The sequence below is a fragment of the Paenibacillus sp. Y301 genome (assembly GCF_059445505.1).
The window spans coordinates 73,224-94,588 of record NZ_JCAIUL010000007.1; the positions used below are offsets into that span (position 1 = coordinate 73,224).

Below are 21,365 nucleotides of genomic sequence, written 5' to 3' on the forward strand. Positions count from 1 at the left end.
CATATCATAATTTCAAACACAAAAGGCACGTGCAGCTTAACACGTACCTTTTGTAATAATCTAATATTAAATTCCTGCTTGTTCTCTTAATGCGCTTGCTTTGTCGACTTGTTCCCAAGGTACATCAAGATCAGTACGACCGAAATGACCATAGGCTGCTGTCTGTTTATAAATCGGACGACGTAAGTTAAGCATATTTATAATTCCTGCTGGGCGAAGATCGAAATTATTTTGAATAAGTTCAACTAACTTTTCCTCACTTACTTTACCCGTGCCATAAGTATCTACATTAATAGATACTGGAGTAGCTACACCAATGGCATAAGCCAATTGAATCTCGCATTTATCTGCAAGGCCAGCAGCTACCAAGTTCTTAGCTACGTAACGTGCTGCGTAAGCTGCAGAACGGTCTACCTTCGTAGGATCCTTACCCGAGAATGCACCGCCTCCATGACGTGCATAACCACCGTATGTGTCTACAATGATCTTACGTCCTGTTAGACCCGCATCACCTTGAGGACCACCAATAACAAACCGTCCTGTTGGGTTGATGAAATACTTCGTCTTATCATCAAGCAATTCAACTGGAACAACTGGAAGAATAACATGTTCTCTAATGTCAGCTTGAATTTGTTCTAACGAAATTTCTTCTGCATGTTGCGTAGATACAACAATCGTGTCTACACGTACTGGCTTATCATCCATATATTCAATCGTCACTTGCGTTTTACCATCTGGACGCAAGTAGTCAAGTGTTCCATCTTTACGTACTGCAGAAAGCTGACGTGCAATACGGTGAGCTAACGCGATAGGAAGTGGCATCAATTCAGGAGTCTCATTTGTAGCAAAACCAAACATTAACCCTTGATCTCCTGCACCAATATCCGCGGTTTCCTTATCCATTTGATCAACATCACGGTTCTCTAATGCAGCATTTACACCTTGGGCTATATCAGCAGATTGCTCATTCAATGAGCTGAGGACAGCGCATGTATTATAGTCAAAGCCATATTTAGCGCGTGTATATCCAATTTCCTTAATGGTGTTTCTTACAATAGACGGAATATCTACATATTCTGAATTGGTACTAATTTCTCCAATAACTAGAACTAGTCCTGTAGCTACAGCTACCTCGCATGCAACACGTGCATTAGGATCGTTCGCCAAGAATGCATCCAACACCGCATCAGAAATCTGATCGCATATTTTATCTGGATGTCCCTCAGTAACGGACTCAGATGTAAACAGATGACGTCCTTTAATTGACATAGTTTAACCTCCCAATAAGCAAAAAATGAACCTTCTCCAATTGGAAAAGGTTGCTTTACAATCCTCACAGGTCATATTAACTTATTTGTCAATCGGTGTCAATCAATCTGAATCTATTCCTATATCATAAATAGCGTACATAATGCAGTGATTCATAATATATATATAAAGTTTATAATAGAAAGCTTTGCTCAGCCTGACGAATTAATCTTTTGGTGATTTCGCCACCCACGGACCCATTTTCTCTAGAAGTTAGATGTCCCCAACTAGTACGTCCATGCTTTGAATAACCATCTACTTGTCCTAGATCAGAAGCAAATTCAGTATCCAGCCCATTCGTAGTTCTGTAGTTACCTACTTGAAGTCCAAATTCCGCAGCAATTTCATATTTCATTTGATCAATCATCTGTCGACTTTCTGGTACAACTCTCCGGTTATTTCTAGCCATTATAATGAGCACCTCCTGCATGATATCTTACAAGAGTATTATTTGCATTAGGATTCGAATTACACGTATAAAAGATTGTTACTTTTGGCAATAATGAGGGTAGATCTTATTGTATTGAATATCCACCACGAACCATAACAATTAAGTTGTACTTGTTACCATCTTGAACCCTAATTCCTCGTCCATCTCTGGGAAATGATAATAAATGATTTGTAGTAATGGCTTGTCCATTTGTTACATCTTTACCTTCCGTTAAATCGGCTGCACCACTTGTATCCAATGTATACATTACCGCCTTACCGGTTCTAACGATGAATTCAGCTCCTGCGTCCGCTATTAGCTTTTGACCTGGCATTACATCTACGATAACAATCGCATTATTTGTACTTGTATTCGTATTACCATTATCCGTTGGAATCGATGGTACTGGATTAGATGGCGTTGGATTAGTTGGAATAGGAGTTATTGTACCTACACCCAAAGCTTTTTGTATTTGTTGATCTACGTAACTTTTAGTAACAACAGGGTCTTCAGAGGTACCAGGTTGAGTTGTGGCTCCTGCACCACTGGCTGTGTTATTTAATAGGGAACCAACCCATAATCCACATCCTAGTAATGCCAAAGACAATGATATTTTCAAAATACGTTTCATTATTTCCCTCCTACAAATTTTGGGTTAGTGACTTTAAATTAAAAAAAAGCCCGCCCTAAGGGCGGACTTTTTAGTACTTCTTCATCTTACAATTAATTAATGTAAGCTTCGAAGAAAGTGTCATTTCCAGATACTACGTTACCAGCAACATCATCTTTGATGGAGCTTGCGTAAGGATTAACACGAACTTGTAGAACATTACCTGCATATTTAGTTTGAGCAGCTGCAGAAAGACTCAATGTTACGAGTTTCTTATCAGTGCCTGATACTGCTAAAGTATAGTCAGTACCATATACCAATGCTGTGCCATCAACTACTACTTGGATATCAGTTTGAGCAGCTGCATCAAACGCAATATCTTCTGTAAATGTGATATTTACAGTAGCGTAAGTAGCACCAGTTACTGTTTCTTTACTAATTTCTTTAATTGCTGGAGCGATCTTATCTACTACTGTTGAAGTTTTTTCAGTATCAACTTGTTTACCAGCTGCAGTTGCAAGGTAACCCTTAGCTTTAACTGTTACAGTAACAGCAGTACCTTTGTAAGTACCAGTGGAATCAAGTTTGTTGCTGTCTGCCAAAGTCAATACGACTTTCTTGCCATCAACAGTTGCAGTAGAAACAAGAAGTTCTTCACTTCCAGCTTTAACTACAAATTGAGATGGTGTAGCAGAACCGGATTGTAGCGGTTGATTGAACATAACTTCAATCTTGTCATTAGCAGTTGCGTTAGCAACAGCATCAGATACAATAGCGTCAGCTGGAGCTAGAGTAATAGATTCTTGTAGCATATTTTTAATGAAGTTACCAGCAAGATCCTTCACAGCTGACACTCTGATACCTGTAACATCAGTACCTACAACCATATCAGATGGGAATACGATAATTGCCGCTTTACCATCAGCAGAAACAGTCAGATCAGCACCAGAAGGAAGAGCTTTCCAAGCACCAGATTTATCTTTGTAAGTATATCTGCTTTCTTCAACGATTGAATATTCACCACTAGTTGTCATAGCTTCGCTGAAGTTAACAACGATGCCATTACTGCTAGCAATGTAAGTTACTGATTCAACTGTAGGAGCACTAGCATCTCCGACTTCAAGAACTTTAGAGTAAGGAACAAGAACATTTCTCAATGTTGTTGTGTCTGTAACTCCATTAATTTCCAAAGTATAACTTTTACCTTCATCAAGTGCTTTGTATAGATTTACGTTTACAGTTTTAGCATCTTTCACAGTAACAGTTTTCAAAGAATACACTACTTTACCATCAGCATCTTTGATTACATAGTTAGCTGCAGCAGTTGCAGTAGAAGCTACAACATTTTTAGAATATTTAACAACGATATTCTTAAGATCGTCAGAAAGTGTAGCATTCACAACTTCTGGACGAGTCTGGTCAACTACTGGATTAACTGCGATTTTAGTGTCAGCAGCGATTACGTTACCAGTGTAATCTTTAACTCCAGTTACATACAAATCAGTTGCATATACCAAACGGTTAGCTTCTGAGAAAGTGAATCTGTATGTGTCATCAGACAAAGCTTTCACTTCGCTAGCTACCACTTTATTACCACCACGCAACCAATGAACATTGGATGCCAATACAGTAGCTTTATCAACTGGCTCACTGAATTTCAAAGTAATTTCTTCAAAAGTTGCTTTTTCAACACTTGCAATTGTAGGAGCAGTTTTGTCTTCTACTACTGTGAATTTCAAGTCAGTTGACAAGTTCTTCAATGTAGAGAAATCTTGAACGCCAGCTACTGTTACAGTGTGTTCAGCATTTTCCAAAGTGTTGTACAATTTCAAGATCACAACATTACCTGTGATTTCAGTTGTTCCAGTAGTTGTTTTACCGTCAACTTTGAAGTTGTTAGAATTAGCAGCTTTAACTGGTTCGCTGAAAGTGATTTTGATTGTTTTGTTACCTAATGCTTGTGCACTTGTAGCTACAGGAAGCGCTGCATCAACTGGTGTGAACTTCACATCAGTAGCAGTGATTACTTTGCTAGCTGCACGAACGTTAGCAACAGACAATTTGTATTCTTTTTGGTTAACTAGACCTTCATTTGAATAAGTTGCTTTTTCAACTGTCAATGTTGCTACTTTTTTGTCATCAGACAATGCAACTTCAGTTACAGTTGGATTACCTTCACCAGTGATACTGTAGTTACCTGCATCAGTAGCTGTTACTACATCAACTTGACCGTCATATTTAACTGTTACTTCACGAAGGTTGCTTGCAGATACTGTGTCAACTTTAGTTGCATCAGTTACTGCAGGAGTATTCAATGCTGCTTCAGCTGCAAATGCTGCTTCTACTAACAATGAACGAGTTGCGTTTGCTTGGAAGTTAAGATCCTTGCTAAGCAATCCAGCGTTGATTGCTGCTTGAACGGAACCTTTAGCCCATACAGTAGCAGTGTTGTCTGTAGTTGTAGGAATTTCAAGATTCATCGCCTTAACTAGAACTTCTGCTAATTCTTGAATAGTAACACTAGCTTTTTGGTTGAACAATTGTTTAGTCAAGTCTTGACCTTGCATAACACCAGCAGCAGTTACTGCTTCGATGTATGGTGCTGCCCAGTTCTTAGGATTGCTGTAACCAGCATCTTTATAAGAAACCTTGTCTGTTACTTCTTTCAATCCAGTTACTTTAGTGATAACTTTCGCGAATTCAGCGCGAGTCATGTTATTTTCAAGTCCTGCAGTACCATCTGGATAACCAGTGAAGATACCTTTAACTTTCAATTCGTTAAACTTGTCTTGTGTGGATAGTGTTGCAGTATCTGCGAATGCTACAGAAGCAAACATTGAGAATGCCATTGCTGTAGATAAAGCTACTGATAAAATTTTCTTCATAACCTTTTTTTCTCCTCCTTGGGCGTACATTACATTATTATTTTCTTTAATTGGGTAGCTCGTGTTACTCATTGGCCGATACACCCCCTTTCTCGAGTTGAGCAAATAAATATAAATGATGTCTGTGACGGGTATCACAGAAACTGGTAAGCGACAATCAGAAAACATAGACTAGCTTCCAAGCCTACTTTAAGTATTATACTATGGGTACAAGTTGCAGTAAAGAAAAATTTTCTAATTTATAGAACAATTTTCTTGTGGCGATTGCCCATTGCTTAATGACTCTATATCTTAGACGCATGAGTTTCGAGAAAGTTGCACCTTTATAAAAAAAAAATCAATTTTGTTACCACTTCATTCTGATTTATACAGATTAATTACACATATACCCTACTTCTAACCAATAAACACACAAAAAGACGCCTTATGGCGTCTCTTTGTGTGTTTATTTACAATGTAGTTATTACAATTTGTTACTTAATCTTCATCGCTAATTGAATGATCTGGGCTCTCATCTCAGGACTTCCATTAATATTCTCATACATTTGTTCAATCGATTGTTTATTCTCACGATAGGTTTTCTCGTGCTTTATAGTCACATGCGACCATTCAATGAGATTATTCTCTGCTGTTAACAGTTCGTTGAACGCAGCATGGAATCCTGTCTCTTGAACTAGGCCTTCCATCACTTCTTGAGAAATCCCTCTAACCTTGCGTGTTGTTTCAATTTGCTTCTCCAGCACACTAGCTCTATTCTCAAATACTGTTTTTGCCTTCATATAATCCATCTGAGCTTTAGAATAGATCGATTTCATAAGTAACCTTCACCCTCTAGAAAAAATTAATTTCTTAAACATTGTATCTCATAGAACGTCAAATTACAAAATATAGTTCATGGAAAAGGGTAGAAAACAGGTAGTTTTCTACTCTATTCCATTCCGTACGCTTCTAAATTTTGGGGATTTTTTTCAAATCGGCCATTACTTTAGCGACAATGATTGCCGCATCTGCACGTAGAATATTTGACTTAGGTTTAAATTTATATCCCTTTTTCAGATCATTTGGATCAATAGGACTTCCTAAAATATACCCTTTATCGGCAATAGCTAATATCGATGGTTGAGCATAGTAGTCAATATCCTTATAATCCTCGAAATACTTCTGTAGACCTTTCTCAACCTTATCTCTATCGGTCTCAAGTTTAACGTTCAATGCTCTAGCAATCATTAACGCTGCATCTTGACGTAATATGTTACCTGTAGCACCAAACAAACGCGGCTCTTGTCCGCGAACTATTCCTGCTCTAGCAGCTGTCTCAATGTATCTGAAATCCCATAATCCATCTACGTTAACCGTGTACAACGCTGTTGGAAGATCTGTGAAGTGATTAACCCCTTCATAATTCAATGGTAAATCTAGAACACGTACAATCATGCGAGCGAACTCAGCACGTGTCTCATATAAATCTGTTCCGAATTGTTCATCGGGATCAGATGCGTTCATAACTCCTTTAGCATATATCGTTTCTATAAAGTCTCGACCATAAGGGTGTTCAACGGTATCAGTATACGAATAACCTAGTTTAGCTACTACATAGTATCCGAATTGACTGAATGGAACTTTAATCGTGTGCTTGTTAGCATCTACTACTCCTCCAATATTTTCCCACTGCTGTAATACTGGATCATAATGGAACACAGTGATTAATCGACCACTATCCGTTGCAATCACAGGATCATAATTCAATGTCAAACTACCTATCTTGGAAGGAACTAGTTCCCGACTTGGATCTCTATCATAAAAGGCCTTAATTGGTGCACTAGGAAATTGATATGGATCATTACCTTTTGTCACTGGATCGTAACTTTCTCGTGTACTGATGTCATCAGCTAATCCAGGATCAATCCAGTATACAGGACTTGACTTCACAAATCTATCTTGGAAGTTTCCAATGAATTTTTGTTTACCTGTAGCTAAAACAAAGTCAAAATTGGATGATATTCTGTCATACTCATGACGATCTACAACCCCATCAGTGTTATTCCCAATAGAAAATAGAATATCATGTCCTGAGAACACTTGGTTTTTATATTGTTCTGTAACACTATAATCTTTTCTTAATAATGTTGTTCCTTTAGCAAAGGTCAAATTCAATGCCCCATCAAAAACTTTATGCGAATTCTTCATTGTCTCCAAATATTGTGCCCCAGGAATGCTTGCCGGAACATATTTCACATTTATGGAGTCTTTGAACTGGTCACTGCCCCGTGTGATAACAATATCTATCTTGTTATCCTTACCAGCCTTTAGATTCTTAACAAGAACACGGTAAGCTGGTGCATAATCAATCACGCCGTCGTAATCTGGATCGTAATTAATTTTCTCAGCAGCAACTTTGTTAATGGTAATACTATCAGCATCTTGTGAATAGATAACAACTTCTACAAAGTTCTTATTTACTACACGTTTCTGTGGAAGTGGTTCAAGTACAGTATACGGAATGGCTAATGAATTCACTTCCATGCGATAAATCGCACGTGGTCCATCATATCCTGAGTTATATAAACTGATTGTATATAACTTAGGACTTCCATCTCCGTATATATCTTGATCATTGAGAATAAAGCTGAAATATTGATCTGTATAATTGTAATACACTGTTAATCTTGGTTCATCGGCTTTAATCGTATTAAAGACATCTTTGTTCTCCCATGAAAAAAACTCATTACTTAAATTCCATTCGATATCTTTCATACCCGGCGATTGAATAAGTATCTTATAGTCTGATAAGTCTGCATTCATACTAGAAATAGCAGATTGTACATCAAATTTATTCATACCTAAATCGATAAAGTCAAATGTACCAAATACATTCATCTTTGTTTCTTTAGTCATATATACACTGTTCTTAAGCTGGAAATTAGGGTCTTTCGGTTTAGGATCATCGCGATATGATGTGCTGTATGGAAAAATTCCATCTGATTTGGGAACTGGTATTACAAGTACATTAGTCGGAATGATACTTACCTTCATTTTGCTCTCATATGAAGAGGATGCTGTTCTAACCACTAATTTAATGACGTTATCACCAATAACTAGTGCGCCATTTGTTCCATATACATCTGGTATTGATGACGGATCAAGCATAAATGATGTTTTTGCTGCTCCATTCTGAACTAATTTAACTAACGTATTATTAATATACAAAAACACACTTTGAGAAGTCCCGCTATATACTATCTCAGCATCATTTGCAATATCGAGAAATTGCCCCTTGAGATCATCTAAAGCTGTCATAATCGTATTCTGTCTTATAGCTAAGTCTTTAGTCGTATCTAGTTCAATCTTCATGTCATTATAGACACTATTGAACTGAACATAAGGATCAAATAGAAAATTCACTTTTACTTTTTTCTCAACACCATTTGTGGATAAATATATATTCTGTTCTCCGTTAGCAGGTAATTTAGTGAATTCAATAAATACCCGTTGCAGTGTTATTTGTTCACCATTTACTTTTTTGATAACAGTATCCTTTGCTGAGAGTAGTCTCCAATTATATTCTGAAGAGGCATATGTTACTTTATCAGCAGCATCAGTAATCTTCGTAATATCAACTATAGGTGTGGAGCTATTCGCTACCAGAACTTCTACTGCGAAAGGAACAGACAATATATTCGTTCCTTGCATCGGTGAGCCTGATAGACTCTTAATTTTATCATCCGACAGTTTCGTGTTGTACCCTGATAAATAATTAACTTCATGGATAAAGGCAGTATTCTTATCTCTGAGCCTAAAGCCCATGCTTGCCGACTTGTCTTCAACCTGAGGAGAACTAGTTCTGTTCCATGCACTTAGTTCAACAAAGTATTGCTTATCATAACTCAATGTAGTTGCAGGAAGAGAATATGCAATAGTCGCATATTGATCATCAGTTTCCACTGGATTAACTAACGAGAAGGGAGCAGTACCATTAGTTACGATTGTATTTGTTGTACCATCTTTAATCACATAAGAAATCTGATCCGCTGGATCAGGTGCAATTCCTTGTGTAATTGGGAGAACAGCTTGACCATTAATGGCAACGCTATTACTAGTTACTGTGAAGTCTGGATTGCTAATAAGGTCGCCTGATTCCAGGTTACCGTCCGTCGCTGTAACATCATAGAAGGTAACCCGTCCGTTGTAAAAGGTGATCTCTCTTGTGGTTTCAATCGACTGGCTATTATTACTTATCCGAAATGTAACGATATTGTTCCCTTGATGAATATTTACTGAAGTAGCATTAAATTTGAAAGCATTTTTTGAAGATACGTTGTATGTCCAACTCTTACCATTCACCTCAATAGTTACTTTATCTGCGTTAGGTGCCTTTCCAGAGATGGCGATGTCTACATTTGCTTTGCCAAAAGAGGATCCCTTTAATTCAGACGGTACTATTGTAGTACCATCTTCTTTCAACGGAATAGTCATACTACTAAATATAGCCGCCAAATCAATGAGCATAGGACCATTTCTATATTCCAAGTAGATCGAATCCTCTACCTGAGTTGTGCCTTGCTTTCCTTTGAATGTGATTTTATTCAGACCAGGAAATAATTGAATGTTAAGAATGCTAATATTCGTTCCATTCAATTTGATGCTTCCCTTCTGTCCTTCGCGTGAGTTAATAGGTGTAGTACCCGTCTTCGGAAGTTGATATACACTATAGGAGATCGTACTTCCAATCACATTATTTATTGCACCATCAAGTGTGACCTGTTCTGTATTAACTACTCTTGCATCAGTTTGTGTATATTGTTCATTGGGGAATGAAAAGAACCTTCCCGCTGCCGCATCAACTGTCGGCGATAATGTCGCCGGTAATATACCAACAAACATAGCTAACGTTAACACTAATGATAATAACCTTTTCAAAATTATGTTCCTCCTCTTTTTGTAAGCCTCACCTATCGAGATCGATGAAACATCGTTATCTACTATATCGGCAGGAATCTTACAAAATTTTAGAAAAATACATACAAAAACATCCTTACCATAAATTGGCAAGGATGTAAATTAAAATAATATATAGGTTATATTCCGAAAATTATCTAACGAACTTAATAACCATTATCATATAGTCCTTATTTCGATCTCGTCTCTGCACTCTCTTTCATACGCAGTCTTGCAATGAGATTCAATAATGGCCTCTTAGTCTTACCGATAAGTCCAATGACTTCGGCTCCGATCTGTAGGAAGAACATCATTACACAGATCACGACAAAGGTAACCCAGTTTGCATCGTACAACGCTGCAGACGATTGAATAACCGCTAGTACTCCGAAGAAAGTAGCAATGCCATAAATTATCAATACGCTTTGGCGGTGGCTGAAACCAAGTTCGCCTAAGCAATGATGTAAATGACCTTTATCTGGTGCGAAGATAGGTTTCTTCTGAACCCATCGACGAATAATTGCAAAGAACGTGTCCGACAAAGGAACCGCAATAATAATTAAAGGTGTTATAAGGGACACTATGGCAACTTGTTTGAATCCTAATAAGGATAACATGGCTAAACAGAAGCCAAGAAACAATGACCCGGAATCACCCATAAAGATCTTAGCTGGATGAAAGTTAAAGAATAGGAATCCAATAATAGCTCCAAGTAAAATGATACATAAAAGTGCAATCATCATATTGCCCATAAGCAGAGACATCACAAGGATCGTCCCGATGGCAATACCGGAGACTCCTGCAGCAAGTCCATCCAATCCATCAATCAAATTTATAGCGTTCGTCACTCCAACGATCCAAAGTATCGTAAGAGGTATCGAAATCCAACTCTCCAATACGGAGTAGTTATCATTAAAAGGTATATTTACAAAATTCACGGATATATCAAACCCAAACACCACAACACATGCCGCTATAATCTGGCATACAAACTTCAATTTAGCGGATAACTGAAAGCGATCGTCAAGTGCACCAATCAGCACAATCATTGTTCCACCAATTACAAACGCCTTAATGAAATTAGTATCCCGGAGCGACAAATCATTCGCTACGAATGGAAGTGTTAATAGAAGAGCCAGCATAAAGGCCAAATAAATTCCAAGCCCACCCAGACGAGGCATCACCTTCGTATGCACTTTACGTGCATCCGGTACATCTATGGCGCCTATTTTAAAAGCAAATTTCTTCACTTGAGGCGTAAGTAGGAGTGCCAGTCCTAAAGACAGGACAAATCCGATGATAGCTATCATTAACATTTAAGTCTTCAACCTCCATTTTCTCTAACGGAATGAATTATACTCCGTTCGAAAAATAAACACCAACTCTAAATTTCAGCAATTTACCGCTAAATTGGCCCATAATCGCTCATTTAGTTGGGTTTTGTTATGTTTTCTTTATTGCGGAGGACTTTCACTGCAAATTGCGGCAACGCAAGCATTCTACGATATCTCGTCGGTTCACTCAATAACCGATACAACCATTCCGATCGTAACTTTTGAAAAAGAACTGGAGCCCGCTTTGTTTTACCCGAAATGACGTCAAAACTGCCTCCAACACCCATCATTAATGGTACACCCAATTGTTCTTTATATTCATGAATCCAAGGTTCTTGCGTATCGGAAGAACGAGCAACAAACAGAATATCTGGATTTGTACCCTTAATTTGCTCGATTATCTTCGCATCATCTGCCGGACCAAAATACCCATCGTGATAACCTACGATATCTACACCCGGGTATTTCATTTGTAACCTTAAAGCGGTCTCTTGAATCACTTCTGTTGTAGAACCAAGTAAATAAACTCTCCAGTGATGACTTTCTCCCGTTCTCATGAGTTCATGTAGTAGATCGAAACCGGCAACCCGTTCCTGTACAGGATTACCACCCACATTAGCCGCCCATACAACCCCCGTTCCATCGGGAACAATTAACTCCGCATGTTCCATTACAGTTCGATACGTTGGATCATTCAATGCAGCCATAACCATGATTGGATTTGCTGTAATAACCTGATGTGGCTTACGCATGGTAATTGCTTCTGTTAAGTACTGAACGGTATCAGACATCCCCCACTTGCAAACCTCAATTCCAAAAATAGGGACTGTCGGTACTTTGGGTAACCATTTCTCATTCATTTGTAATCACCTTTGAAAGTATATATTCAACAATACGTTTGGCAGGCACTTGAGATTCCTGCTTTAAACGATCTATTTGTGTTGCGTGAACATTCCGCCATTCCTCTTCGTGCAGCAGCAAATGTTCAATTTCTGATGATAGAGCATCCGGACTTAATGAGGAGGTATCTCCGACAGGTTGTTGATCTAGTCTTTGTAAGAAATGATTGATCTTAGGATCATAAGAGATACCTATCATTGGAACCCTAGAATTGGCAGCATAGATTAAGCTGTGTAATCTCATTCCAATGACAAGTTGGCACTGACTAATCTCCCATAACATGTCCTGTGGATAAACCATATCCGAGCATATGCTCATCTGGCTTCCTATAGAAGAGACATCTCCCAGTAGTTCCATCATATAATGAGAAGCTTCAACGTCAATTGGAAGATGAAACGGTAAGAATCTCACATGAATAGGTTGCTTCTTCATCACTATTTGTAATCCTTCAACAATCTTCTGAAGTTCCTTATAATCCTTCTCCCAATACCGGACAGAGATACCAATGATGGGTAGATTTCCTTCATACGGCATTTCATCATTTAATACTGTACTTTGTTCCCTAGGCCGGAGCCCCATCACTGGATCAGGAACAACATCTATCACTTTCCCCTGTAAACCCATACTCCGAAGCAACTCAGCTGATTCTTGGTCACGAACAGATATATAAGCACATTTCTTAAAAACAGATTTAATCATCGGATGAAATAACCCACGATTTACAGGACCTACACCCTGAGAATAAATAAATGTAGGCTTCTTCATCCATTGAGCCAGCTTGATAATCCCTAAGTAATAAGGAATTGTCTTCGGACCTGTAACATCCTGAAGTAAACTTCCTCCACCACTAATTAGACCACAGCTGTCTTTAATAGCTTGTCTTACTTCCCCAAGCTTCATACGATGTACCGCTTGAACTCCGTAAGTTAACTTAGTCCATTCAGGATCGATTGAAAGTACAACAGGTTGTAGCACTATTCCTAATTCCTTAGCCTGTTCTTCTAAAGCCATCAGAATGGACTGAAGAACAGCTTCATCTCCGCTATTCTTATACCCATAGAATCCTGATATAACTATCGTTTGAGAAGCGGTGACCATCGTTTCCAACACCCTTCTGCAATTTGCCATACGGCTATCGCGACAAGTCCAATGATAAGTCCTAATCCTAATCCCAATAGGTTTCGGACTAGAGAAATTATCTGCGGTGTATGGATATGCGCAAATGTATCAACCATAGACAATTGTCCGATGGTAGCAATAACCAAAATGTAGATAGCATTACGATACTTAATCGCCATAAAAGCTCCTAGTAAGAACAATGGATGTCCCATAAGGAATTCTTTACTACGTGGTCGAACACCAAATGTATTCTCCATAAACGAGCGGAATGACATCTCAAGCGATGTTACGGAACCAGCGTTACCCGTACGACTTAAGTAATAGTAGCCTACTATTGCAATCAATCCGGCAACGATAACACCCATAATAGTAATTCTACTACGGAGGATTCTACTCATCTGCTGACGTAAATTCCCACCACGATACATAATTACATACAACCCAGTGAGGGCAATTGGTCCAAAGTGTAATAGGCTTACTCCTCGGAATTGGCTAAGAACTAATTCATACGTAACATTGTTTAGCAGAGCAACAACGAAAGGAATGGCACTTAAAGAAATGATCGAAGTCTTTACAAACAAGACAAGTGCGTGAGTCAACCGGCGACTAATCTTCATTTCCTTTATGTTAACATTCAGTTCGTTAATCTTACGTACAGCTAGCACCATCGCTATTGTCGGTGCACTTATTGCAACCAATAAGGCGAGTCCCTGCTCGAACAATGTGGGTTTTAGAATGAATAACCCCGCACTCCCGATCATTCCCAATAGGAAAGCTGGGATGGTTAGCATCGGAATGAAATAAGATATGAGTAGCGATATGAAAGCAACACCACCCAGGACAACTACCAACTTCAATATGCGTTGATATGAAGAATCTGTCACATCAAATGCCTTAGCTTGACCCATCGTAAAGCCGTTACTCTCCATTTTTTCAATGGCATTCCCTGGCTCTGTAAGACTATGGATTAAGTTATCCATAGGATTCGTAATCATGGCTTTTGAAGAATTACGACTTGGAGCTGCATTTAAATAGAACATTCGGATATTACGATCTTTACTTGCTAGAGCGAGACGATCAGCAATCGTCTGTACATCTAGATTAGCGTCACCTTCACTTAATGAATATAAGCGTACAACATTATAGTCAATATCATAAGCTAATTTGTTGAAACCTAATTGAGGTTTCTTTAAATTCTCAATAGCCACAATACCAATTCCATGCTCTTTTAGCAAAGCAGCAAAGGAATCCAAACTCTTCATGTCTGCTTGATTGTTGTATCCTTTTACGCTTTCCCCTTCAAAGAGAATGCGTGTTACCCCTGCAGCCTCAAAATCAGATAATAAATTTTCCATATAATCTTGATTGTAATCAAGACTGTCTCCTAATCGAGGTACAATATTAAATCCTTTATCACGCAACATGTTGAACGTTATTGGATCAGACCGCATCGGCTTCAGTATAGCATTCTCAAGAGGAGTCTCAATAATAAGCCCAGTATGGTTATTATATGACCATGGCTTAACTGTGATTTCCAACCTATTGAATGTCTCCTTAATCACAGGAGCTATCTGACTTGCACTCTCATCATTATTAAACGCTATGTACGTAAAATTCTCGTTCACAGGATTTACTTGATCTGTTTTGTTCGCGATATCTTTACTATTGTAAAGCGTTAACCGTCGTGATTTCTGGAATTCATCTAATCTACTTTCGAACATGGCCATGCTGTTTACGCCAGCATCTTTTAACCTATCCAATTGTTCACTGATAAAGTTCTCAGGATAAGCTTCATAAGCCGCCATATCCACTAAATCACGGTAATCGAATACAAGCTCTACTTGATTTGCAGATGTCTCCGTCTTATAGCGATCATACATCACAGGCATAGCAGCTACTATTCCTACTATAACTAGGATCCATAACCATTTCCGAGAGGAAACACTCCACTTTTTCCAATTATACTGCACTGACAAGTCCTCCTCATATCTCATTCAGGAACATGTCCTACTCTCATTAGAATGTCCATGTTCCTGAATCTATCCATACTATCTATACTATCTTTACAAACTTCTTATTAAGCATCAACGCGAGACATAACTTCTTGAACCAGCTTCGCGATCCGTTCCTCTGCGTTCCCTATAGAATCACCACGTACTGCAAAATAAACTTTAATCTTCGGTTCAGTACCTGATGGGCGGAGACAGAACCATGAGCCATCTTCCAACATAAACTTCAATACATTTTCTTGTGGAAGACCATCTAGACCTTTGGAATAGTCCAATACTTCATTCACTTGAACACCAGCAACTTCAAGAGGTGTTTGCGTACGCCAAGCTGTCATTTTGGATTGAATTTGCGCAATTCCGTCCTTACCCTTCAGTGTACGGGATTCCAATCTCTCTTGGAAATATCCGAACTGCTCATATAGCTCTTCTAGTACATCATACAATGTCTTACCTTGGCCTTTATAGAAAGCTCCTGCTTCAGCAATCAACATAGAAGCAAGCACAGCATCCTTGTCCCTAGCGTAATTGCCCGCTAAGTAACCATAGCTTTCTTCATACCCAAACAAATACGTATATTGTCCGGATTTTTCAAACTGAGTCATTTTCTCACCGATATATTTAAATCCAGTCAGCGTATTAATCACTTCTGCTCCATAATGTCGGGCAATTGCTGCGCCCATCTCACTCGTTACGATAGTCTTCACCACGACACCATTCTCCGGAAGTGTACCTGCTGCCTTCAACTGACTTAATAGATAATGAATCATAATAGCCCCAGATTGATTTCCTGAGAGTACGATATACTTACCATCTTTATCTTTGACTACAGCGCCCATACGATCACAATCGGGATCTGTACCAATTAAGATATCTGCATTTAGCTCTTCTCCCAGCTTCATAGCTAGTGTGAAAGCTTCACGTTCTTCAGGGTTAGGTGATTTAACTGTTGAAAATTCTGCATCTGGCTGTTCTTGTTCTGGAACAACATGAACATTAGTGAATCCAATGGCTTCAAGAGTCTTACGCACAGGAATATTACCTGTACCATGTAACGGTGTGTACACGATGCGGAAGTCCTTTCCTAAAGAGGAACGGATAAGATCAGCGTTCACGCTATGCTCAGCAATCGTACGTACAAATGCATCATCATCTGCTTCACCGAGCCATACTAACAGTCCTTGTTCCTCAGCTTCAGCTTGCTTAAGCCTCTTCACAGCGGAGAAAGATTCAACCTCTTTAATATGTTGAATAACTTGTTCTGCTTCATGAGGAATCAGCTGTCCACCTTGATTATTATATACTTTATATCCATTGTATTCTGGAGGGTTATGACTCGCTGTAATCACGATTCCACCGGTTGCACCCAAGTCACGTACACTGAATGATAACTGCGGAGTGGTACGAAGCGATGGAAATAATTTAGCTACAATTCCATTCCCAGCAAGTACAAGTGCAGACTCCAAAGCAAACTCTGGAGAAAAGTGACGAGAATCATATGCTATAACAACAGAAGGCTTACCTTCAGTTTGCCCAAATGATCCTAAAATATATTGTGCAAATCCTTGTGTAGCCTTACCAATCGTGTACCGATTCATACGATTGCTACCGGCACCTATAACGCCTCTTAGTCCTCCTGTACCGAACTCTAGATCTTTATAGAAACGATCCTCTAACTCTTGTGGTTCTTGCTCTAAATTTCGAAGTTCCTGTTTCGTGTCCTCATCGATATTAGAATCCTTGAGCCACTGCTCGATGTTATTAATGGATTGTTGACTTAATTGAGACATGTAAAGTCCCCCTTCACTTTTATATATAGATTAGTCTAAAGTCTACACTTATATTGAGAGTAAGTCTTTAGTTCAATCTATCTAGTAGACTGGTTTTCTAGTAGGATGACACAAGGAAATATGATCAGGTAGGATCCGATAATGCAAACATAATTTCACCTTCTGCTACAACTTTGTCTTCTACCTTCGCGACAGCCTTCCCTTTACCGAAGTTGCCTTTAAGACGAATAATCTCAACTTCTAATCGTAATGTATCACCCGGTACTACCTGTCCTCGAAAGCGAAAATTATCTAAGCTTGCTAAAAATCCAATCTTGCCCTTATTGCTCTCCACATTTAGAATAGCAACAGCTCCTACTTGGGCCAATGCCTCCGTAATAAGAACTCCCGGCATCACAGGGTAACCCGGGAAATGTCCCGTAAAAAAGGGCTCATTGATAGTTACATTCTTAATCCCAACTGCCCGTTTACCATCCTCAAGTTCAATAATACGATCAACAAGTAAAAACGGGGGTCTATGCGGAATGATCTCCTGAATTTGATTCACATCTAACACAAATAAAACTCCCTTCGAATAACCTTTATAAGTTACGGCAATACTATGTAATATCCTTCATCTTCTGCAGAATATGGAGGTTCAGATAAGGGACTTTCTCCTTAGGCATTATGTCTAATGGATGATGGTCCTTTTGTCCTTTATCCCCCATCATTATACAGTTATCCAACCTAAAAAGAAAACTCCCAAATGAACGGAGTTTTCTTCCTTTAGATCAACTTACTCGAATATCTAACCTTCGTTAAGGTGCAAAAACAAGGTCAAAGACATGCTTCCACGTATCCCATTGGAATACTTCACCCAAGCTACGCTTACCAAAGATCACATACCCTACTACTACACCTACTATTAAGGCTATTAGCAAAAACAGTGGAATCATGAATCTCAATACAATTCGCCATCTTGGTGTTTTCTTACGATTCTGTGCTGGCTTACGATCATCACCCATGATTACCCCTCCTTATCCTCGCAAATTGTTAGCAAGGCCCATCATGTTGTCACTGGAGGTTAATGAACGAGCTATCATTTGGTATGCCCGTTGTATTTGAATCATATTAGTCATTTCTGATGCTAAGTCCACATTAGATTTCTCTAATTTACCTGAAAGTATCGATACATTATCTGGCTTAACTGTATTGGTATCTCCAAAAACTTCATTATTCGTTACTCCATTTGCCACTACAAACTTATTCCCATCCATCTGAACTAGCCCTTCAGGTCTTTGCAACTCAACAAATTGAATCTGACCCACTGATACTCTTGTTGAAGTTCCGTTTGCTGTTGACCATACGTTTCCGTCATCATCTATCGCTACTTTTGAATTGGTCGGAACTATAATTGGCTGATTCGCCCGATTAAGTACATAATCGCCTTGGCTATTTAACAGCACCATAGAGTTCGGATCGTTCATAACTGGATTGAAATGAAATGATCCTTCGCGTGTATAAGCAATGTTTCCATCACTCTGTATAGCGAACAATCCATTACCCTGAATTGCGAGATCCGTCGGAATGCCCGTATCTTGAATAGCTCCTTCTATCATGTTAGATGTTACTGAAGCCAATTTTACACCAAATCCAATATTATGTCCTAGTGGTGTAGCTCGTCCTGTACTGCGAAAGTCTTCCAAATGGCTTTGAACGCGAGTCAACACATCTTCAAAAGAGTTTTCTTTACGTTTATATCCTATTGTATCCATATTCGCTATATTATCAGCTATTAGATCCAATCTAGATTGCATACTATTCATAGACACGGCAGCACTAATTAATGAGTTGTTCATGATCTAGTCTAACCTCCTCAAATAACATCATTTAATCCTATTCTATTACACTCTACCAATTTCGTTAACTGCTTTATCCAAGCTTCTATCATAATACTGGATAACCTTTTGGTTGGATTCATAAGCACGTGCAGCTAAGTTCAAATCGACCATAGATTGCGTCGAGTTCACATTAGATCTCTCGATGTATCCCTGTCTCACTTCTAAATTGTCACCAGCGATGCTCAAACGGACATCTGCAGCATCCATATTATCTATGCGAAACACACCATTTCCTTCTCGAACCATTTCATAAGGTTGATTTACAACACTTACCGCAATGGAAGTACCTGTAGGTAGTCCTGTAGCTGTATCAATGATGCGTCCTTTTCCATCCACCTTAAGATCTTCAATAGACCCCTTGATTGTGATTGGGTTATTATTTACATCTAATACCTGAAACCCTGTAGAAGTAATCAGTTGCCCATCAGAGGTCACCCTGAAATTCCCGTCACGTGTGTATCTAGTCTGCCCATTAATGTCCTGTACTGTAAAAAAGGTCTGTGGTTGATAGGTCGTATTTCCTTCCTCATCTATATATTTACCATTTGAGTCAAAAGGAATAGGTTGATTCGTATCCGGATCATACACAATAATATCTGACGAAAGTGCAAAATCCGTTGTATTATTACTCTCAGTCACAACACCCGGCGTAAACATGGAGATACTTTCCTCCATGAACACACCTGTATTAAGTTTTCCTAACTTACGTTCCAAATTGTTTGAATCTCCACCCGTAATAGATACGAGCACTTCTGGAAATGAACGTGCTACACTATCAACTTGTTTGTAACCAAACGTGTTGATATTCGCAATATTCTGCGTCACCGTATCATGACGACGCTGTTGCGAGATTAAGCCTGCTGCCGCTGTATAAAGTCCTCTTAACATAATCTACTTCCCCTTTCTAATCCTAATTCTAGCTGTATTAATAACTGTGAATAAACATCCCCTCAATAACCCATCCGTATTACACATCCTAAGAATATATATCGGCTAATTAATACTTTTTCTTTATCACTTTATCTAAATTGTCTAACATTATTCCAGTTCCTTTAACAACACAGTGCATAGGGTCCTCTGCTACAAGTACAGGGACACGTAACTCACTTGACAATAGTTCATCTAACCCATTCAATAATGCTCCTCCGCCTGTGAGGATAACACCGCGATCAATAATATCTGCTGACAACTCGGGTGGCGTACGTTCTAAGACAGATTTGGCTGCTAATACGATGGAAGAGATCGGATCCCACAACGCCTCTTGTACTTCTCCAGAAGTAATAGTAATGGTTAAAGGTAACCCTGATACCATATCTCTTCCGCGAATGTCCATCTCAGCTTGACTTCCACCTGGGTGCACAGTTCCAATGTTAACCTTAATGTCTTCAGCAGTACGTTCACCTATAAGTAATTTATACTTACTCTTTATGTACTTGGTTATAGCCTCATCGAACTTGTCCCCTGCTATTTTAAGCGAAGAAGCGGTAACGACATCGCCCATAGAAAGTACAGCAACATCAGTCGTCCCACCACCAATGTCAACAACCATGTTCCCACTCGGCTCATATATATTCATACCTGCACCAATAGCCGCTGCCTTAGGTTCTTCTTCTAAGTATACTTCTTTAGCACCACTACGCTCAGCTGCTTCACGAATAGACTTTTGTTCCACAGAGGTAATATTCGTTGGTGCACAAATGAGTATACGAGGGCGACTGTACCAGGTACGTCCCCCTACGCTATCGATAAAGTACTTAAGCATCATTTCAGTTACTTCAAAATCAGCAATGACTCCGTCGCGCAACGGACGAATCGCTACGATATTGCCCGGAGTACGCCCAATCATCCGACGTGCATCATCTCCGATAGCAAGAACTTTTTTGGTATCCCTTTCAATCGTCACAACTGAAGGTTCATTTAAAACCACACCCCTTCCTTTGACGTAAATGAGCACATTCGCCGTGCCGAGATCTATTCCAATATCCTTGCTTAACATCATGAAGAGCCCCCAAAGTGTTATTTTATGGTAATTCATAGCGTCCTTAGTATCCAATCTATACGTTCGACAGGAATTTACAAAAAATTCATTTTCGAATATTTTAGATTACACGATTCGACCCTATACCATCTTTTAACATATCATACTTCAGGGGATGGATTCAATTGGA

Annotated in this window: 16 protein-coding genes; all 16 read right to left on the bottom strand. The window is 39.0% G+C overall.

The genetic code is table 11. The features are described 5' to 3' along the window. Window positions 1–66: 66 nt before the first annotated feature. The 16 genes from metK to AC1D69_RS13740 all read right to left on the bottom strand — a co-directional run bounded on the left by metK (window position 67) and on the right by AC1D69_RS13740 (window position 21,193). Window positions 67–1,269 (bottom strand): methionine adenosyltransferase, encoded by a 1,203-nt coding sequence (metK, locus tag AC1D69_RS13665; RefSeq protein WP_495456712.1) that lies wholly within the window; start codon window positions 1,267–1,269, stop codon window positions 67–69. A 172-nt stretch (window positions 1,270–1,441) separates the two neighbouring features. Further along, window positions 1,442–1,717, bottom strand: coding sequence for an alpha/beta-type small acid-soluble spore protein (locus tag AC1D69_RS13670; RefSeq protein ID WP_495456713.1), 276 nt, complete (start codon window positions 1,715–1,717; stop codon window positions 1,442–1,444). Window positions 1,718–1,823: 106 nt separating this feature from the next. Next, window positions 1,824–2,369 (bottom strand): hypothetical protein, encoded by a 546-nt coding sequence (locus tag AC1D69_RS13675; RefSeq protein ID WP_495456714.1) that lies wholly within the window; start codon window positions 2,367–2,369, stop codon window positions 1,824–1,826. A gap of 92 nt (window positions 2,370–2,461) precedes the next feature. After that, window positions 2,462–5,305, bottom strand: coding sequence for an Ig-like domain-containing domain (locus AC1D69_RS13680; RefSeq protein WP_495456715.1), 2,844 nt, complete (start codon window positions 5,303–5,305; stop codon window positions 2,462–2,464). A 401-nt stretch (window positions 5,306–5,706) separates the two neighbouring features. Beyond that, window positions 5,707–6,048, bottom strand: a complete 342-nt coding sequence (locus AC1D69_RS13685; RefSeq protein WP_495456716.1) for a hypothetical protein — start codon at window positions 6,046–6,048, stop codon at window positions 5,707–5,709. 133 nt (window positions 6,049–6,181) lie between these two features. Beyond that, window positions 6,182–10,150, bottom strand: coding sequence for an S-layer homology domain-containing protein (locus AC1D69_RS13690; RefSeq protein ID WP_495456717.1), 3,969 nt, complete (start codon window positions 10,148–10,150; stop codon window positions 6,182–6,184). 209 nt (window positions 10,151–10,359) lie between these two features. Next, window positions 10,360–11,484: an MraY family glycosyltransferase gene (locus tag AC1D69_RS13695; RefSeq protein WP_495456718.1), complete on the bottom strand. Its 1,125-nt coding sequence runs from the start codon at window positions 11,482–11,484 to the stop codon at window positions 10,360–10,362. A gap of 113 nt (window positions 11,485–11,597) precedes the next feature. Continuing rightward, complete coding sequence (locus tag AC1D69_RS13700; RefSeq protein ID WP_495456719.1) at window positions 11,598–12,362, bottom strand: WecB/TagA/CpsF family glycosyltransferase; 765 nt, start codon at window positions 12,360–12,362, stop codon at window positions 11,598–11,600. Further along, window positions 12,355–13,500 (bottom strand): polysaccharide pyruvyl transferase CsaB, encoded by a 1,146-nt coding sequence (gene csaB / locus AC1D69_RS13705; protein WP_495456720.1) that lies wholly within the window; start codon window positions 13,498–13,500, stop codon window positions 12,355–12,357. The genes AC1D69_RS13700 and csaB overlap by 8 nt, the downstream gene beginning before the upstream one ends. After that, the gene (locus AC1D69_RS13710; protein WP_495456721.1) at window positions 13,476–15,491 is read right to left on the bottom strand and encodes a DUF5693 family protein; all 2,016 of its coding nucleotides are present in this window, start codon (window positions 15,489–15,491) and stop codon (window positions 13,476–13,478) included. Before AC1D69_RS13710 ends, csaB begins: the two co-directional genes overlap by 25 nt. Window positions 15,492–15,598: 107 nt before the next feature. Next, on the bottom strand, window positions 15,599–17,317 hold the full coding sequence (locus tag AC1D69_RS13715) for a phospho-sugar mutase (protein WP_495456722.1): 1,719 nt from the start codon (window positions 17,315–17,317) through the stop codon (window positions 15,599–15,601). 124 nt (window positions 17,318–17,441) lie between these two features. Then, window positions 17,442–17,873, bottom strand: a complete 432-nt coding sequence (gene fabZ / locus AC1D69_RS13720) for a 3-hydroxyacyl-ACP dehydratase FabZ (RefSeq protein ID WP_495456723.1) — start codon at window positions 17,871–17,873, stop codon at window positions 17,442–17,444. Between the two features lie 241 nt (window positions 17,874–18,114). Next, window positions 18,115–18,321, bottom strand: coding sequence for a DNA-directed RNA polymerase subunit beta (locus tag AC1D69_RS13725; protein ID WP_495456724.1), 207 nt, complete (start codon window positions 18,319–18,321; stop codon window positions 18,115–18,117). Window positions 18,322–18,333: 12 nt separating this feature from the next. Next, window positions 18,334–19,155, bottom strand: a complete 822-nt coding sequence (locus AC1D69_RS13730; protein WP_495456725.1) for a flagellar hook-basal body protein — start codon at window positions 19,153–19,155, stop codon at window positions 18,334–18,336. Window positions 19,156–19,200: 45 nt separating this feature from the next. Beyond that, window positions 19,201–20,085, bottom strand: a complete 885-nt coding sequence (locus AC1D69_RS13735) for a flagellar hook-basal body protein (protein WP_495456726.1) — start codon at window positions 20,083–20,085, stop codon at window positions 19,201–19,203. A gap of 109 nt (window positions 20,086–20,194) precedes the next feature. Continuing rightward, the gene (locus AC1D69_RS13740; RefSeq protein WP_495456894.1) at window positions 20,195–21,193 is read right to left on the bottom strand and encodes a rod shape-determining protein; all 999 of its coding nucleotides are present in this window, start codon (window positions 21,191–21,193) and stop codon (window positions 20,195–20,197) included. Window positions 21,194–21,365 lie beyond the last annotated feature (172 nt).

Coding starts and splice junctions, on each gene's coding strand:
- metK (WP_495456712.1), bottom strand. CDS start 1,269: ATGTCAATTAAAGGACGTCATCTGTTTACATCTGAGTCCGTTACTGAG.
- AC1D69_RS13670 (WP_495456713.1), bottom strand. CDS start 1,717: ATGGCTAGAAATAACCGGAGAGTTGTACCAGAAAGTCGACAGATGATT.
- AC1D69_RS13675 (WP_495456714.1), bottom strand. CDS start 2,369: ATGAAACGTATTTTGAAAATATCATTGTCTTTGGCATTACTAGGATGT.
- AC1D69_RS13680 (WP_495456715.1), bottom strand. CDS start 5,305: ATGAGTAACACGAGCTACCCAATTAAAGAAAATAATAATGTAATGTAC.
- AC1D69_RS13685 (WP_495456716.1), bottom strand. CDS start 6,048: ATGAAATCGATCTATTCTAAAGCTCAGATGGATTATATGAAGGCAAAA.
- AC1D69_RS13695 (WP_495456718.1), bottom strand. CDS start 11,484: ATGTTAATGATAGCTATCATCGGATTTGTCCTGTCTTTAGGACTGGCA.
- AC1D69_RS13700 (WP_495456719.1), bottom strand. CDS start 12,362: ATGAATGAGAAATGGTTACCCAAAGTACCGACAGTCCCTATTTTTGGA.
- csaB (WP_495456720.1), bottom strand. CDS start 13,500: ATGGTCACCGCTTCTCAAACGATAGTTATATCAGGATTCTATGGGTAT.
- AC1D69_RS13715 (WP_495456722.1), bottom strand. CDS start 17,317: ATGTCTCAATTAAGTCAACAATCCATTAATAACATCGAGCAGTGGCTC.
- AC1D69_RS13725 (WP_495456724.1), bottom strand. CDS start 18,321: ATGGGTGATGATCGTAAGCCAGCACAGAATCGTAAGAAAACACCAAGA.
- AC1D69_RS13730 (WP_495456725.1), bottom strand. CDS start 19,155: ATGAACAACTCATTAATTAGTGCTGCCGTGTCTATGAATAGTATGCAA.
- AC1D69_RS13735 (WP_495456726.1), bottom strand. CDS start 20,085: ATGTTAAGAGGACTTTATACAGCGGCAGCAGGCTTAATCTCGCAACAG.
- AC1D69_RS13740 (WP_495456894.1), bottom strand. CDS start 21,193: ATGTTAAGCAAGGATATTGGAATAGATCTCGGCACGGCGAATGTGCTC.